The sequence below is a fragment of the Ruegeria sp. HKCCD7628 genome (genome assembly GCF_057221005.1).
Window position 1 is genome coordinate 68,236 of record NZ_JBWVBA010000003.1, and the last position, 16,756, is coordinate 84,991.

16 protein-coding genes are annotated in these 16,756 nt (G+C 59.5%); 8 read left to right on the forward strand and 8 right to left on the reverse strand.

Going from position 1 to position 16,756, the window contains the following annotated elements; translation table 11 throughout:
• Positions 1-150 precede the first annotated feature (150 nt).
• On the forward strand, positions 151-1,488 hold the full coding sequence (locus AC2TAD_RS08795) for an MATE family efflux transporter (protein WP_480867205.1): 1,338 nt from the start codon (positions 151-153) through the stop codon (positions 1,486-1,488).
• A gap of 10 nt (positions 1,489-1,498) precedes the next feature.
• Here AC2TAD_RS08795 and AC2TAD_RS08800 read toward each other — a convergent pair whose 3' ends face one another.
• The 8 genes from AC2TAD_RS08800 to AC2TAD_RS08835 all read right to left on the reverse strand — a co-directional run bounded on the left by AC2TAD_RS08800 (position 1,499) and on the right by AC2TAD_RS08835 (position 9,057).
• The gene (locus AC2TAD_RS08800; protein ID WP_170750512.1) at positions 1,499-2,596 is read right to left on the reverse strand and encodes a M56 family metallopeptidase; all 1,098 of its coding nucleotides are present in this window, start codon (positions 2,594-2,596) and stop codon (positions 1,499-1,501) included.
• Positions 2,583-2,978 carry a BlaI/MecI/CopY family transcriptional regulator gene (locus AC2TAD_RS08805; protein WP_170352711.1) on the reverse strand — a complete coding sequence of 132 codons (396 nt, stop codon included), beginning with the start codon at positions 2,976-2,978 and terminating at the stop codon, positions 2,583-2,585. Before AC2TAD_RS08805 ends, AC2TAD_RS08800 begins: the two co-directional genes overlap by 14 nt.
• 66 nt (positions 2,979-3,044) lie before the next feature.
• Entirely contained in the window at positions 3,045-3,446 is a 402-nt protein-coding gene (locus tag AC2TAD_RS08810; RefSeq protein WP_480867207.1) for a DUF2160 domain-containing protein, read from the reverse strand.
• An 8-nt stretch (positions 3,447-3,454) separates the two neighbouring features.
• On the reverse strand, positions 3,455-4,252 hold the full coding sequence (locus AC2TAD_RS08815) for a carbohydrate ABC transporter permease (protein WP_170750514.1): 798 nt from the start codon (positions 4,250-4,252) through the stop codon (positions 3,455-3,457).
• On the reverse strand, positions 4,249-5,112 hold the full coding sequence (locus AC2TAD_RS08820) for a carbohydrate ABC transporter permease (protein WP_170724206.1): 864 nt from the start codon (positions 5,110-5,112) through the stop codon (positions 4,249-4,251). The genes AC2TAD_RS08815 and AC2TAD_RS08820 overlap by 4 nt, the downstream gene beginning before the upstream one ends.
• Positions 5,112-6,185, reverse strand: a complete 1,074-nt coding sequence (locus tag AC2TAD_RS08825; protein WP_480867209.1) for an ABC transporter ATP-binding protein — start codon at positions 6,183-6,185, stop codon at positions 5,112-5,114. Before AC2TAD_RS08825 ends, AC2TAD_RS08820 begins: the two co-directional genes overlap by 1 nt.
• 1 nt (position 6,186) lies before the next feature.
• Entirely contained in the window at positions 6,187-7,236 is a 1,050-nt protein-coding gene (locus AC2TAD_RS08830; protein ID WP_480867210.1) for an ABC transporter ATP-binding protein, read from the reverse strand.
• A gap of 81 nt (positions 7,237-7,317) precedes the next feature.
• Positions 7,318-9,057: an ABC transporter substrate-binding protein gene (locus tag AC2TAD_RS08835; RefSeq protein WP_480867212.1), complete on the reverse strand. Its 1,740-nt coding sequence runs from the start codon at positions 9,055-9,057 to the stop codon at positions 7,318-7,320.
• Between the two features lie 309 nt (positions 9,058-9,366).
• Here AC2TAD_RS08835 and AC2TAD_RS08840 point away from each other — a divergent pair, with 309 nt between their 5' ends.
• From AC2TAD_RS08840 to AC2TAD_RS08870, 7 genes are read left to right on the forward strand one after another with little or no spacing between them, the layout of a single operon-like run.
• A complete protein-coding gene (locus tag AC2TAD_RS08840) occupies positions 9,367-10,728 on the forward strand; it encodes a V-type ATP synthase subunit B (protein ID WP_480867214.1) in 1,362 nt (453 codons plus the stop codon).
• On the forward strand, positions 10,706-11,311 hold the full coding sequence (locus tag AC2TAD_RS08845; protein WP_170352719.1) for a V-type ATP synthase subunit D: 606 nt from the start codon (positions 10,706-10,708) through the stop codon (positions 11,309-11,311). The genes AC2TAD_RS08840 and AC2TAD_RS08845 overlap by 23 nt, the downstream gene beginning before the upstream one ends.
• Positions 11,308-13,104, forward strand: coding sequence for a V-type ATP synthase subunit I (locus AC2TAD_RS08850; protein ID WP_480867216.1), 1,797 nt, complete (start codon positions 11,308-11,310; stop codon positions 13,102-13,104). The genes AC2TAD_RS08845 and AC2TAD_RS08850 overlap by 4 nt, the downstream gene beginning before the upstream one ends.
• Positions 13,101-13,544 (forward strand): ATP synthase subunit C, encoded by a 444-nt coding sequence (locus AC2TAD_RS08855; RefSeq protein WP_170352721.1) that lies wholly within the window; start codon positions 13,101-13,103, stop codon positions 13,542-13,544. Before AC2TAD_RS08850 ends, AC2TAD_RS08855 begins: the two co-directional genes overlap by 4 nt.
• Entirely contained in the window at positions 13,544-14,221 is a 678-nt protein-coding gene (locus AC2TAD_RS08860) for a hypothetical protein (RefSeq protein ID WP_480867218.1), read from the forward strand. The genes AC2TAD_RS08855 and AC2TAD_RS08860 overlap by 1 nt, the downstream gene beginning before the upstream one ends.
• Position 14,222: 1 nt before the next feature.
• A complete protein-coding gene (locus tag AC2TAD_RS08865; RefSeq protein ID WP_480867220.1) occupies positions 14,223-14,915 on the forward strand; it encodes a hypothetical protein in 693 nt (230 codons plus the stop codon).
• Positions 14,912-16,753, forward strand: a complete 1,842-nt coding sequence (locus AC2TAD_RS08870) for a V-type ATP synthase subunit A (RefSeq protein WP_480867221.1) — start codon at positions 14,912-14,914, stop codon at positions 16,751-16,753. Before AC2TAD_RS08865 ends, AC2TAD_RS08870 begins: the two co-directional genes overlap by 4 nt.
• Positions 16,754-16,756 lie beyond the last annotated feature (3 nt).

Genomic DNA, 16,756 nt, shown 5'->3' on the forward strand with positions numbered 1-16,756 from the left:
TCAGCGGTGCAACGGCCATTTTCGGGTTGCTCAGATCGGTTGTGCGTTGTCTCTGTATGACAACAAATGGGGGCGGGAAATCCAATGGCAAATCAAGCGTCCGGTCGGGCGGTCTTTTTGACAGGCAGCCTCATGCGGCATGTGACACGCATGTCCTTGACCACAAGTATTGGCTTGATGGCCATTTTCGCGGTCGATTTTGTGGATATGGTTTTCATCGCGATGCTCGGGAATGATGCTTTGGCTGCGGCGGTGGGATATGCGGGAACGCTGTTGTTCTTCACCAATTCCGTCAACGTGGGCCTGTCCATCGCGGCCGGGGCGCTTGTCGCTCGCGAACTTGGTGGCGGGGGGGGCGATCGTGCCCGCCATTACGCCACCAGCGTCGCCATGCTGGGGGTCGTGTTCGGGATTCTGGTATCCGGAATTGTCCTGTTCAATCTCAGCTTTTTCCTCTCACTGCTGGGGGCAGAGGGCGAGGTCCTACGGCTGGCTGCACGCTATGTTTCGATAATTCTGCCAACGATGTGGGTCATGGCTTTGGCAATGGCGGGTATGGCTGTTCTGCGTGCCCATGGAGATGCGCGTCGTTCCATGATGGCGACGATTTATGGCGGAGTAGCAAATGCCGTGCTGGATCCGATTCTGATCTTTGCTGTCGGGTTGGGACTGGACGGTGCGGCTATTGCGTCGGTGATCGCCCGTCTCTGTATGTTGGTTTTTGCGCTTGGGCCGGCGATCAGGGTACACCGCGCTTTTGCGCGGCCTTCGATGCGGCAAGTCGCCCAGGATTTCCAGGCGGTGCGTGGTATCGCCGTTCCTGCGGTGCTGACCAATATCGCAACACCGGTGGGCAACGCCATTGTCATACGCGAAGTCGCTCAATTCGGAACAGATGCCGTGGCGGGCATGGCAATCATCGCGCGGCTGATGCCGGTTGCGTTTTCAGTCGTGTTTGCGTTGTCGGGGGCCATTGGTCCAATCGTCGGTCAGAATTTTGGGGCCGGGCAGTACGATCGCGTCAAGGAAACTTTTCTGGCAGGGGTGAAATTTACCGGCGTCTACGTCCTGTTGATGGCCGCAGTTTTGTTCGTGCTGCGCGCGCCCATCGCCGATCTGTTTCAAGCGCAAGAAGAGACGCGGTCTTTGATCTACTTGTTTTGTGGGCCGTTGGCGCTGGCGTCGTTTTTCAACGGCGTGATCTTTGTCTCCAATGCCAGCTTTAACAATCTGGGGCACCCTATTTATTCCACTTGGGTGAATTGGGGACGGCATACACTGGGGACGTGGCCGTTTGCAGTCGCGGGCGCATATGTTGCCGGAGCACCGGGAGTGTTGTTGGGCCAAGCCTTTGGTGGGGTCATATTCGCTTTGGTCTGTTGGGTGCTTGTGCGCCGCGTTGTGTCCGGCCTGAAAGCGCCACAGCGTGTTGATCCTTTTGCAGGGCAGAACCGCCTGCAGGCCCTGTTTGGCCGCCGGGGGTGGTAGCCCCCCCGGATCAGTTGCCAGCGTTGCGGGCCTCAAGACGCTCCAGATTGACGACCGTGGACAGCATAAGCCGGTCGTGGCTCCAGTCTTCGGTCTGCTGGACAGAAGCAGCGCCCAAGCCCAGAACGGCAGCGAATGTCAGCGTTAGGACAAGGAAAACGACCGGTGCCGTGGATTGCACCGACGGGGCCTCGGTCAGGGCCAATACACGTTGGCGCAGGACTCGCTTGGCTTTTCCACCGGTCACAAGCGCGACGTTCAGAACACGCGGGCTGCCGCGGCTGATCGTTTTGGCGCAGTAGTCCAGCAGGCAGTTCGTATAGTCGCGCGCGTCGATACCCCTGCGGGAGACCACCGACTGGTCACAAGCCAGTTCGCGCAAGCGGTCGAATTGATATTTCAGCGCAATATAGGCTGGATTCCAGAACAGCAGGGGGCGAAGCAGTTCAAAACCCAATTCCCATTCCACATCGCCGGCGCGCACGTGCTGCAGCTCATGCGCAAGGGCAAATCGCAGCTCGCGCGGGGTGTCCAGCAGGTGGCTGGGCAAAACGACATGACGGCGGAACAGGCCGCGAACCGCAAAGGGCACGGTAATCCGGTCCGACAGACGAATGTCTACTTTGGCCGAGCGACGCCAAAGAAAGCTGTTTTGAATAGTTTGGCGGATCGCTATCCCATCGCGGACGGCCCGCAATAGATAGACAACCGCCATAACCGCCAAAAGGGACAGAGCAGCAGACACCAATGGATAGGCGCCCGAGAGCAATATTTCGACCCAGCGTTCACGCGTGTTCAGAAGCGCTTCAAACTGGGTTGCAGGCATTGCGATTTCTCCGCGCAAGTAGGCCGCTACGGCGATGTCGCCTATTGCGACTGTCCCGTTAGACGACGTTTGCGCCGCAAGCGCGCCTATACCCACAGCCAACACTGGGCTGATCAAAACGCACAGGCACAACGCTTTGAGCGCCCTCAACTGCGCAACAAATCCATATTGCATCGGAGTTTTGGTCAGAGCCACCCGGGCGGCCATCCAAATCAGGGCAGCAAGACCCAGCACGATGTTTAATTCCAGATATACGTCGAGAACCGGTTTAACCGCTGTCATTTTGCAGTCTCCTCTCTACCAGTGCCCGAATATCCTCCAGATCGGCTTCGCTCAGGCCCGCATCGTCAACCAGACGCGCCACCAGCGAGGCAGGCGTGTCATCGAACAATGTACGCGAGAGGTTCTGCAACGACCGTGCCTGATACTTGTCCTTCTCCAGCAGCGGCGTATAGATCAGCGTCTTGCCGTCCTTGCGGCTTTCGACAAAGCCTTTCTCGTCGAGAATCCGCAGGATGGTTGCGCCAGAGGTATAGGCCAGATTGCGTTCTGGTGGCAGACGATCAAGCACGTCACGGACCGAGCCCTGACCAAGTGCCCAGAGCTCATTCATGAACTCCAGCTCTACCTCGGTCAGAAGGTTTGTTGTCTTTTTCTTTCGCATCGGTCTTTCGTGTCGCATTTTTTAGTATGCCTGACAGACAAGCATCCTTTCGCTGTTTCGCAAAGCTCAAACTTTCCAGAAGACGAAAATCCCCCAGCCGATCGACAGGAATAGCGGGGTCCAGACGGGCTGACCGACGATCCCAAGCCAAGCGAGGAAGATATAGGCCGATCCCAGCAGGGTGATGAACAGCCGGTCGCCTAGGGTGGTCGTCAGGCCCAGCACGCCGCGCCGTTCGATCCCGTCGCGGAACTTGAACCCTTCGAGCACGCCAATCAGGGCGATGGCCGAAAAGATGCCGACGAACAGCGCCAGCGTTGCGGGCGTCCAGGCCATCCAGAAATCGGGCCACAAGGGATCGGTCCAGGAAAACCCTTTTTCCTCTTGCTGGCCGACACTGCCCCAGCCCGCCTGTTGGGCCGCCGCCATCGACGGCAGGAAGGAGAGGGTGAGAAGTAGTTTACGCATATCGAACCTCACACACGGCCCATCGCGAACCCACGCGCGATGTAGTTGCGGACAAACCAGATGACGATGGCACCGGGTATGATGGTGAGCGTACCGGCCGCAGCCAGAAGGCCCAATTCGTACCCTGCGCTGGAGGCGGTACGGGTCATCACGGCGGCGATAGGTTTCGCCTCGACCGCTGTGAGCGTTTTAGCCAGCAGCATTTCCACCCACGAGAACATGAAGCAGAAGAACGCCGCGACACCCACGCCCGCTTTGATGTTGGGCAGGAAGATCGTCACGAAGAAGCGCGGGAAGGAATAGCCGTCGACATAAGCGGTTTCGTCCAGTTCCTTGGGGATGCCGCGCATGAAGCCTTCCAGAATCCAGACCGCCAACGGGACGTTGAACAGCGTATGCGCCAGCGCCACGGCCAGATGGGTGTCAAACAGCCCGATCGAGGAATAGAGCTGAAAGAACGGCAGCGCGAACACGGCGGCCGGGGCCATCCGGTTGGTCAGCAGCCAAAAGAATAGCTGCTTGTCGCCCAGAAACCGATAACGCGAGAACGCATAGGCCGCAGGCAGGGCCACACAGACCGACAGCACCGTGTTCAGCGTCACATAGACGATCGAGTTGATATAGCCCCAATACCACGTCGGATCGGTGAAGATGGTAATGTAATTCTCCAGCGTAAAAGTCTGGGGAAAAAGGGAAAAGCCCGACAGGATCTCGTTCGTGGTCTTGAAGGACATCGCGACCAGCCAATAGATCGGCAGCATCAGGAACGCGACATAGAGAATCGGGATGATGGAGCGCTTTTTCATTCTGCGTCATCCTTTGTCATCAGAGTGTAGAAGACCCACGACACAAGCAGCGTGATGGCGAAATAGATCAGGCTCATTGCCGCCGCAGGGCCAAGGTCGAACTGTCCCAGCGCGATCTTCACAAGGTCGATCGACAGCAAGGTGGTTGAGTTGCCGGGGCCACCGCCGGTCAGAACGAAGGGCTCGGTATAGATGTTGAAACTGTCCATGAACCGCAGCAGAACGGCGATGGTCAGGACGGTTTTCATCTTCGGCAGCTGGATGTAGCGGAACACCGACCACGGGCTGGCTCCGTCGATCTTGGCCGCTTGATAATAGGCATCTGGGATCGACACGAGGCCGGCATAGCACAGCAGGACGACCAGCGAGGTCCAGTGCCAGACATCCATGACAATGACCGTGATCCAGGCCGACAGCGGCTGCTGCGTCATGTCATAGTTGATGCCCAGAACGTCATTCAGGAAATACCCCATCAGGCCGATTTTCGGCAGGGTGAAGATGTTCCACATCGAGCCCACCACGTTCCATGGGATCAGCATCGGCAGGGCCATCAGCACCAGACAGACTGGCACCCAGAACCCTTTGCGGGGCATCGAAAGGGCCACGATAATGCCCAGAGGCACCTCGATCAGCAGGATCAGGAAGGTAAAGAGGAACTGCCGACCGAGGGCCGCTTGGAACCGATCTGAGCGCAGGATTTGTTCGAACCAGCCCAGTCCTTCCCAGAAGAACTGGTTGTTGCCAAAGGTTTCCTGCACCGAGTAGTTGACCACCGTCATCATCGGCACCAGCGCGTTGAACGCGACCAGCGCCAGCACCGGCAGGACAAAGAACCACGCTTTTTGGTTTTCCGTTCTCATCAGCTGCGCTCCTCGGTTGCGATCCAGCCGTCACGGTAGACGCGGGATTGTTCAGGTTTGAATTGTAGGAAGACCTGTGATCCGGGCTCGGGCACACTGTGTTCGGTCACGGCTTTCAGGGCGGTATTTCCGACCATGGCGCTGACCACGTAATGGCGACCAATATCCGAGACCTTGGTCACATGCGCCGGGATGCCCGTATCTCCAAAGCCCACATATTCGGGGCGGATACCCAGATCGGTGCGGCCTCCGTCGCCGTGGATGGGGCCTTCCAGCATCACCTCATGGCCCTCGAACACTGCGCGGTCGCCTTTGGCTTCGCAGGGTAGGACGTTCATGCCGGGGGAGCCGATAAAGTGACCCACAAACGTATGCTGCGGGCGCTCGAAGAGTTCAACCGGCGTGCCGATCTGCACCACTTCGCCTTCTTGCATGACAACGACTTCGTCGGCGAAAGTAAGGGCCTCGGTCTGGTCATGGGTCACATAGATCATCGTGGCTTTGACCCGCTGGTGCAGCTCTTTCAGCTTGGACCGCAGTTTCCATTTCAGATGCGGGTCAATCACGGTCAGCGGCTCGTCAAACATCACCGCGTTCACATCGTCGCGGACCAGCCCGCGCCCCATCGAGATCTTCTGTTTGTTGTCCGGGCTGAGGCCGCTGGCGCGGGTGCTCAGCATATCCGTGACATCCAGCATTTCGGCGATCTCATCGACGCGGCGCTTGATCGTTGCCGGGTCAACGCCTCGGTTTTTCAACGGAAAGGCCAGGTTTTCGCCCACGGTCATCGTGTCGTAGATCACCGGGAACTGGAACACCTGCGCGATGTTGCGCTGGTCGGGGGGCAGGGCGGTCACATCCTGACCGTCGAACAGAATCTGCCCCTCGGACGGGGTCAGCAGGCCCGAGATGATGTTGAGCAAGGTGGACTTGCCGCAGCCCGACGGCCCCAGTAGTGCATAGGCTCCACCATCACGCCATGTGACGTCGATTTCCTTCAGCGCATAATCTTCGGGGCCTTTCGGCGAGGGCATATAGCTGTGTCGCAGGTTCGAAAGTTTGATCTGTGCCATGTCAGGCCACCCTTTTGCCGTCTTGGCCGAAATACCGGCAATGCGCCGGGTTCATGTAGAAACTGTGATCTTCGCCAACTTGGTAGGGATGCACCCCCGCCGCCAGCGAAACCCAATCATCCGATCCATGGCGGAAATGCGCGCTGGAATCTGATCCCGACAGCTCGGTCACAATGACCCGGCCCGTCAGTTCAACATCCGCATCCGATGTGCGGAACGGCGTCACCCGGTGCGGGCGCACGGCGACCATGTAGTCTCCATCGGCCATGTCCGAGACGGCCCAGCCTCCGCCACCTGCCAGTTGCGCTTGAGCGCCGGACACGGTGATGTGGGCCACGTTGATCGGCGGGTCCGAGAACACACGCGCGGCGGCAATGTTTTCAGGATTGCGATAGATATCTGCTGTGGGGCCGAACTGCGTCACGCGGCCATCCTCCATCAGGGCGGTGTAGCCACCCAGCAGCAGCGCCTCTTCGGGTTCCGAGGTGGCATAGACCACCACGGCGCCGCGCCCTGCGAACAGATCGGGCAGTTGTTCGCGCAGTTCCTCGCGCAGTTTGTAGTCGAGGTTTGCCAGCGGCTCGTCCAGAAACACCGCGCGGCTTTCCTTGGCAATCGCGCGGGCGAGAGCTGTACGCTGTTGCTGACCACCCGACAGCTCATGCGGGCGGCGGTGCAGCATGGGGCGCAACTGCAGCAGGTCGGCGGCCTCTTCCACGCGGCCTTCGATCTCAGATTGCGCCATGCCCGCCACGCGCAGGGGCGAGGCGATATTGTCAAAAACAGTCATATGCGGGTAGTTCACAAAGAACTGGTGTACCAGGCTGATCTGTCGCTTTTGCGTGTTCAGCCGGGTCACGTCCTGCCCATCCATCAGCACTTTGCCCGAGGCCATCGGATCCAGCCCGGCCATCATCTTGATCAGAGAGGTCTTGCCCGATCCCGTAGCGCCCAGCAGCACATTGAAATGGCCTGTCTGCAGCTTCAGGTTGGTAGGCTTGATATGAATAACGTTGCCAACCCGCTTGGTGGCGTCTTGAAGTTCGATCATGTCCGTGGGTTCCGGTCCTTCAGTGCGGCGCACTGGTCGTGGGGTGGGGATGCCGCGCACGGCACCCCCGGTTGCATTGGCTTAGTTGGCCTGCCAGCGCGCAACCAGCTCGTCATAGTTGACGGTCTGGCCCTGCGGCTTTTCGTTGTCCAACTTGGCCTTGGGCGAACCGGCTTTTTCCAGCCAGAAGGCAGGATCCTGGGGATCGTTCAGGCGGGGCCCACAGCCGCCATAGACGTTGGCTGCCTCATCCGCGGCCTGCATCCGGGCCATGGTGATGTCCATTTCCTCGGCCAGACGATCCATCGCCTCTTGCGGGGTGAAGGCGCCCGAGTTCACGTCACCGATCTGCTGCCACCAGATCTGGGCCAGCTTCGGATAGTCCGGAACATTGATGCCGGTCGGCGACCATGCCACACGATCGGGCGAGCGGTAGAACTCGACCAGACCACCCAGCTTGGGTGCGCGTTCGGTGAAGGACTCGTGGTTGACCGAGCTGTCGCGGATGAAGGTCAGACCCACGTGGGACTTCTTCACATCGACAGTCTTGGACGTCACGAACTGAGCGTAAAGCCACGCGGCCTGGGCACGATCCGAGGGGGTCGACTTGAGGAACGTCCAGGAGCCCACGTCCTGATAACCAACCTTCTGACCTTCTTCCCAGTAGGGGCCATGCGGGCTGGGCGCCATCCGCCACAGCGGCGTGCCTTCGTCATCCACGGTGTTGTTGCCTTCGGACTTCGGCTTGACCATGTCGGCGGTAAAGGCGGTGTACCAGAAGATCTGCTGGGCCACGTTGCCTTGGCTGAGCGCCGGCAGCGACTGGTAGAAGTCATAAGACGCCGAACCCGGAGGCGCATAGTTCCGCAGCCATTCGTCCCATTTGCGGATCGCATAGACCGCAGCCGGACCGTTTGCAGCACCACCGCGCGACACAGACGCGCCAACGGGGTTACAGGTGCCCGCTTCCATGCGGATGCCCCATTCGTCGACCGGAACACCGTTCGGCTCGCCCACGTCACCGGCACCGGCCATCGACAGCCAAGCGTCGGTCATACGCCAGCCCAGGTCCGGCGCGCGCTTGCCGTAATCCATGTGGCCATAGATTGCGACACCGTCGATTTCTTTCACGTCATTAGTGAAGAACTCGGCGATGTCCTCATAGGCTGACCAGTTGACAGGAACACCAAGGTCATAGCCATACTTCTCTTTAAATTCGGCCTTGTTGGCCTCATCATCGAACCAGTCCTTGCGGAACCAATAGAGGTTCGCGAACTGCTGGTCGGGCAACTGATACAGGTTTCCGTCCGGGCCAGTGGTGAACTGAATGCCCATGAAGTCATCCAGATCCAGCGTCGGCGATGTGGTCGCCGCCCAGTCACCTGCCATCTGTTCGGTCAGGTTATAGGCCAGTTGCAGGCGCGAGTGTGTACCGATCAGGTCACTGTCGTTGACATAGCCGTCATACAGGTTCCGGCCCGTCTGCATCTGCGTCTGAACAGCTTGAACCACTTCGCCTTCGCCCAGGATCTGGTGGTTGACCTTGATGCCGGTGATTTCCTCGAATGCCTTGGTCAGAACCTCGGATTCATACGAGTGCGTGGGGATGCCTTCGGACAGAACGTTGATTTCCATCCCGGCATAGGGTTGTGCAGCTTCGATGAACCACTTCATCTCGCCCATCTGTTCGTCTTTCGACAGGGTCGATGGCTGGAATTCGTCGTCGATCCAACGTGTTGCTGCGGCTTCGTCGGCCCAAGCAGAGCCGTGGCCCGCAATGACGGCCGCCGCCGCCACTGCGCAAAGTAGATGTCTCCGCATCTGTCTCCTCCCAAAGATTATGTGATCCGGTGCGGACCGGATAGCGCTCAGCATCAGCGATTTTTTGCATATGTGTCAAACTAAATTTTTAGTAAATGAGATTGGTCACCTTACAGCCTTAAAAACATGCGCTTTTTGATGATGAGGGCCTTTGACGGACGGATTCGCGCGTCTTGTCGGGTAACTCATTCGTTGATCGGCATCTATCCTTGCCAAGTTTTTGATTCTTAGTAAGCTGCTTCCACGTACAAGCCCCGAAGCGGTGCGCGCCCGGGCGACAAATTTTATTTTTATGACTGAGGATGTTTCATGTCCCAAAGTCTTTTGAAGTACACACGCGTTCTGGAAATTGTCGGCGACACGATCAAGGTTCGGGTGCCGCTGGACGGGTCGGCTGACGCCGCTGTGCGGTTCAACGATCTGGCGGTGATCGAAACCATCGACGGACACAAAACGCTGGCGCAGGCGATTTTCATCGACCGGGATGTGGTGACGCTGCAGGTGTTCTCGGGCACCAAGGGTATCTCGACCGAGGCGACAGCCACTTTTCTGGGTCATCCGATGCAGACGCCGTACTCGGCGAATATTCTGGGCCGTGTTTTTGACGGGGCAGGGGTGGCAATCGACGGTGGGCCGGACCTTTCGTCCGAGCCGCGGATCGAGATTGGCGGGCCGACGGTGAACCCTTCGGAACGTGCAGTGCCCAACAAGATGATCCGCACCGATGTCCCGATGATCGACGTGTTCAACACGTTGGTGGAAAGCCAGAAAATCCCGATCTTTTCGGTCTCGGGCGAGCCGTTCAATGCCTTTCTCAGCCGGATCGGCATTCAGGCGGATGCTGATATCGTTGTCTTTGGTGGGCTAGGGCTGATCTTTGACGACTATCACACGTTCCGGACGTCGTTCGAGGATGCGGGCGTGTTCTCGCGCACGGTGATGTTCGTCAATCAAGCGATGGACCCGCTGGTGGAACGGCTACTGGTGCCGGATATGGCGCTGGCGGTGGCCGAGAAATTCGCGGTAGAGGAAGGCAAGCGGGTGCTGGTTCTGCTGACCGACATGACCGCCTATGCCGATGCGATGAAAGAGGTGGGCATCAGCCAGGAACGCGTGCCTTCGCAGCGGGGATATATGGGTGATCTCTATTCCCAGCTGGCGCGGCGGTATGAGAAGGCGTGCGATTACGCCAAGGGCGGTTCGGTCACGGTGCTGACCGTGACGACAATGCCGGGCAATGATGTGACCCACCCGGTGCCGGACAACACGGGCTATATCACCGAGGGGCAGTTTTACCTGCATTCGGGGGTGATTGACCCGTTCGGCAGTCTCTCGCGCCTCAAGCAGAACGTGATCGGAAAAACCACGCGTGAAGATCACGGGCAGATCATGAACACGATGATCCGGTTTTACTCCGAAAGCCGCGATGCAGCGCAGAAACAGGCGATGGCCTTTGATCTGTCGGATTACGATCATCAGTTGCTGAAATTCGGCGCGCTGTTCCGGGCGCGGTTCATGGATATCAACGTTTCGATCCCGCTTGAGGAGGCGCTGGATCTGGGGTGGCAGACGCTGGCCGAGTGTTTCCAACCCGAGCAGTTGCTGATGAAGCAGGCCTTGGTCGACAAGTATTTCCCAAAGGATACCGATGGCGCGGTTGCAGCTGAATAAATCGTCGCTGGCCCGCCAGCAGACCCAGCTGAAAAGCTACGAGCGGTTCCTGCCGTCGCTGGACCTCAAACGCCAGCAGTTGATGGCGGAACGTGCCAAAGCACGCGAAGATGTCCAACGCCTTCAGCGAGAGGTGCATGATCTGGCGCAGCAGGTCGGGGAAAAGCTGCCGATGCTGGCACAGCAGGGGGTCGACCTGGACGGGTTGGTCGAGTTGAAGGATTACCAGTTGAAAGAGGTCAACGTGGTCGGCGTCAAGATGCCCGATCTGGACCGGATCGAAGTTGCCGTGCGACCCTATTCGCTGTTGGCCAAACCCCATTGGGTCGATGCTACCTCCAGCCTGTTGCACGACATGATCGAGGCGCGGCTGCGTGTGAAGGTCGCCGAGGAACGGGTGCGCATCTTCGATAAGGCCGTGGCCACGATCACGCAGCGGGTGAACCTGTTCGAGAAGGTTCTGATCCCGCGCGCCAAGGCCAATATCAAGAAGATCCGCATCTATCTGAGCGATGAACAGATGCAATCGGTTGTGCGCTCGAAGATCTCCAAACGCAAACATGCGCAGGAGGCACTGACATGAGCGTTGCACGGCTGAAGAAACTGTCCCTCGTCGGACCGGCCGCGCATAAGGGCGACACGTTAGAGGCGTTGCAGGAGCTAGGTTGTATGCATGTACTGCCGCTAGCGCCTCCACCCGCCGAGCCGGAAAAGGTCAGCGAACGTGGCGCGCATGACGCCTATAAGGCGCTGCGCTTTTTGACCGACGTGGCCGACCCGCGCCGCCAGATACAGCGCGATCCGGCCTTCGACATGGACCAGTTCGTGCGCGACGTGCTTGACCTGATGCAGCGCACCCGAGAAGCAACAGATCGGCGGGATTTTCTGGCGCATCGGATTGCGCAGGTGCGTCCGTGGGGTGATCTGGATTTTCCACCCAATGATGTGCTGGCGGGCAATCGGCTGTGGTTCTACCAACTGCCGGTGAAACACCGCGAGGCGTTGTCCGAGGTCAAACTGCCCTGGGCCATTCTGGAACAGGATCACCGCTATATCTATGCCGTGCTGATCGCGCCCGAGGATCCGGGTGATGATATTCTGCCGGTGCCGCGCACTCATACCGGGTCGCTGCCGATCCATGAGCTTGAGGCGCAGCTGGAAGAGGCCGAGATTGCGATCGAGGCGCTGGAGGCCGAACGCATCGCCCAAACCCGCTACCTGACGCTGATGCGCCGCAACCTGTCGGCGGCGGAAAGCGCGGCGGAACTGGCCCACGCCACGCAGAAGGTCCGCGACGAGGGCACGATGTTCGCCCTGCAGGGCTGGGTGCCCGAAGATCGTGTGGATGCGGTGCTGGAGATGGCGCAAGTGCGAGACTCCGCTGTTCTGATCGAGGAACCGGGGCCGGATGATGCCCCTCCGACGTTACTGGAGCAGCCCGAAAACCGCAGCGCGGCTGTCGATCTGGCGCTGTTTTACCAGATACCGGGCTACAAGGATTGGGATCCAAGCATCATTGTTGCGGCCTCATTTGCGATCTTCTTTGCAATGATCGTGGCGGATGCGGGTTATGGCGCGGTGATCCTGCTGGGTCTGCTGGCCTTCTGGAAAAAGATGGACAAGACCCCGGCGCAGCGGTCGTGGCGGCTCTATGGTGTGATCATCGCGGGTGCGACGGTGATTTATGGGGTCATGGTCGGCAGCTATTTTGGTGCGTCCCCTGCGGAGGGGTCGATCTGGGCGCGGCTCAAGATATTGGATCTGAACAACTTCAACGCGATGATGATGATCTCGATCGTGGTGGGGGTGTTCCATCTGGTGCTGGCCAACGCACTGGCCGCGCGCGCGGCGTGGGGACGGCGCAGGGCGATTGCCAATCTGGGCTGGATCGGGGTGCTGATCGGCGGGTTTGTTCTGTGGTTGGCCTACATGAACGGCGGCGCGACCCTGCCCGGAACCTTCCTGATGGTTGCCGGTTTTCTGACCATTCTGCTGTTCACCAGCGAGCGACAGATCACCACACCTACCGACTGGCTGTGGCGTCTGATCGAAGGGCTGCAGGGGCTGGCGGGTGCGATGGGAGCCTTTGGCGATGTGCTCAGCTATATGCGCCTGTTCGCGCTTGGTCTGGCCTCGGCCTCGCTGGCGATCACGTTCAACGATCTGGCGGTTTCGGTGATGCAGGCGCTGAAAGGGCCGGGCATCCTGTTCGGCCTGCTGATCCTGATCGCCGGGCATCTCCTCAATTTCGCCCTCGCGATGATGAGTGGCGTCGTCCACGGGTTACGTCTGAATTACATCGAATTCTTTAAATGGGGTCTGCCGGATGAAGGCATCGTCTTTCGCCCGTTCGCCCGCAAGGAGGTTCAGGAATGAATGAGCTTGTATTGACGTTGGGTTGGCTGGGAATCTACGCGCCCATGGCTTTGGGTGCGGCGTCCAGCGCCATTGGTTGTGCCATTGCGGGGCAGGCCAGTATCGGCGCGATGACCGAGACCGAGGGCGGCTATGGCCGGTTCATCGGCGTTTCGGCTTTTCCGTCGACCATGGTGATTTATGGCATTGTGATCATGTTTACGCTGAACCGCGATGTGACACCGGAAAACGCGGGCGGGCTGTTCGGCATCGGCATCCTGTCGGGGATTGCGCTGATGTATTGCGGCATCTGGCAGGGCCGGGCCTGTGCGGCGGCGATCAATGCCACCAAGGAGAAACCGGAAATCTTCGGCCTGTCGCTGGCTCCGGCGGCGATCATCGAAGGCTTTGGCGTCTTCGCCTTTGTCTTTGCGTTGGTCATTAGCGCGGGGATCAGCTGATGGCACAGGACGGGATGATCTCGCACGGGGTCGATGCGCTGATCGACAAGCTGCGCAGCGATGGTGTGGCGGCGGGGCAGGCGGATGCGGAAAAGCTGCGCAACGATGCCAAGGCCGAGGCGGCCAAGATACTCGCCGATGCCAAGCGCGAAGCGGATGAGTATCAGAAAAAGGCCCGTACCGAATCCGACAATTACCGCGCCGCCGGGGAAGAGGCGCTGAACACCGCCATGCGTGATGCGGTGTTGACCATGAAGGCGGGTCTGACCGATCGGTTCCGCGAAGATGTCGAACGCCTTGTCACCAAGGAAATGGCCGACCCCGAGATGCTGAAACAGATGATCCTCGAAGTCGTCGGGCGCGCGACGGAGGGGGCCAAGCTGGACGGTAAGGTGCAGGTGATCCTGCCTGCTAAAGTGGCCACGCAAGAGGATATCAAACAAAACGCTGACGATATCCAGTCGGGCACGCTGACGAAATATGTGCTGGGCCTGACCGCCGACATGCTGCGCGAACAGGTGGAATTGCACGCTGCAGACAGCACGCAGGACGGTATCCGGGTGCGCGCCGAGGATCAGGGCGTGGTGCTGGACCTGACTGACAAGGCCGTGGCCTCGTTGTTGATGGAGCATCTGCAGCCCCGGTTCCGTGCCGTGCTGGAAGGGGTGATCCGCTAACATGTCGGACCCCGACGCCTATATCGCGCTAATCAGCAGCCTTCCCGGCTCAGAGCGGTTGTTTATCGCCAAACAGCCCCCAATCTCGCGCTTACGGCTAAACCGGCGGCTGCGCGCGTTGACGCCTGAGGATGCGCAGGTGCTGCGGGTGTTGGAGCACGCCCTGAACTGGGGCGATTACGATATGGACGTGACAGACGTGCAGGCCATCGAGCGGTGCAAGGCCGCGCTGGGCGATATCCCGCAGCCGACGCTGCAGAAGCTGTTTCTGGAGCGGATGGATTTGCGCACCGCCGTAGCCGCATTGCGCCTTCGCAAACAGGGTGGCAGCTCGCCCGCCGGAACCTTCGGCATGGGCCGCTGGGCCCGCCACATCCCGGCAAACTGGAGTGATCCGACCTTTAAGCTTGAGAGCTCGATGCCGTGGCTCAAGGAAGCGCAGCAACTGCTGGAGGCCGAGGACCCGCTGGGTCTGGAGAGGCTTCTGCTTTCGGTTAGCCATAAGCAGCTGAAACGCCACGCCGCGCGCCATCTGTTCGATTTCGAGGCCGTAGCGATTTACGTTCTGATCTGGAATATTTTCGACCGCTGGGCGCAAAGCAATGCGCAGGATGCGGCAACGCGATTTGAAAAACTGGCACAACAGGCAATGGCCGACGTCGCCGATATCGACTTTGAGGGAGCCTACGCATGACCGCCCCAACCCCCGTCACCCAAACCGCCACTGCCCGCGTCGTCTCGGTGCAAGAGGGGCTGGTGCAAATTCAGGCCAACGCAGATGCCTCGGGCGCGCCGGGGCAATTGGTCAAGAACGAGGTGGTCTTCATCCTGCCCACGCGCCCCGGCCCCGGTGGCCGTCAGGAGCGTTTGAAAGCCGAAGTGCTGCGCGTGCGCGGTGACACGGCGGATGTGCAAGTCTATGAAAGCACCGACGGCGTGGCCGTGGGCGATCCGGTAGAGCAATCGGGCCAGTTGTTGTCGGTTGAACTGGGGCCAGGTCTGCTGGGTCAGGTGTTTGACGGGTTGCAGTCGCCCCTGCCCAAGGTCGCCGCTGAGTTTGGTACTTTCCTGCCACGGGGCGCGGATGTGGCCCCGCTGGATACGCTGGCGAAATGGTCGTTCACACCTTCGGTAAAGGTGGGCGACACGGTGACGGCGGGCGACAGCATCGGCACGGTGCCCGAGGGGCGGTTCGAGCATAAGATCATGCTGCCCTTCAACTGGGTGGGCGACTACAAGGTCGTCTGGGTTCAGAAAGGGGCTGCCACCATTCACGACATCGTGGCCCGGCTTGAGGATGAACAGGGCGGCGAACACACGCTGACCCTGTCGCAAAAATGGCCCGTCCGACGCGCGCTGCCAGAAAGCATCCTGAAACGCGCCTTATCGGAACGTCTTTACCCGACCGAGCCGGTACTGACCTCGCAACGCCTGATCGACACGTTTTTTCCCATCGCGCGCGGTGGGACGGCCTGTATTCCCGGCCCGTTTGGCGCGGGCAAAACGGTGCTGCAGAACCTGATCGCGCGGAACTCCAAGGTCGATATCGTGATCGTTGTAGCCTGTGGCGAGCGCGCGGGCGAGGTGGTGGAAACTATTGCAGAATTCCCCAAAATGACTGACCCGACCTCGGGCGGCAGCCTGATGGACCGGACGATCATCATCTGCAACACCTCGTCCATGCCGGTTGCAGCGCGCGAGGCGTCGATCTTCACCGGCATCACGCTGGGCGAATATTACCGCCAGATGGGCTATGACGTGCTGCTGATTGCCGACAGCACCAGCCGATGGGCGCAGGCCATGCGCGAGACCTCGGGCAAGCTTGAGGAAATTCCGGGTGAAGAGGGCTTCCCCGCCTATCTAGAAAGCTCGATCAAGGGATTATACGAGCGCGCGGGTGCGATGAAGACCAATGATGGCGCGTTGGGCAGCCTGACGCTGATTGGCACCGTGTCCCCCGCCGGGGGCAATTTTGACGAGCCAGTCACGCAGTCGACCTTGTCCACGGTCAAGTGTTTCCTCGGCCTGTCATCCGAGCGTGCCTACAAGCGATTCTACCCGGCGGTAGACCCTATGCTCAGCTGGTCGCGCTATCTGGATCAGCTATCGGACTGGTATGACAAGAACGCCGAAGCCGGTTGGACCGGCAAGGTCCGCGATCTGCTGGCGCTTATCGAAAAGGGCGAACAGGTCGACCAGATGATGCAGGTGACGGGCGAAGAGGGCGTCACGATCGAAGACTTCGTCACCCAGCAAAAGGGGCTGTTCGTGGATATGGTCTATCTGCAGCAGGACGCATTCGATCAGGTGGACGCGACCGTCCCGCTGGAGCGGCAGAAGATGACATTCAAGCTTGTCTATGGCGTGACCCAATCCACCGCCGATTTCAAAGATAAGGCCGAGGTGCGGCAGGTCTTCACGCAGCTGACAGGGTTGATGAAAAACTTCCACTATGCAGCGGAAAACACGCCAGAATTCAAATCCACGTGGGGGCAGATCGAAGACCTGTGCCGCGAGAAATTCGGAGTGTAAGGA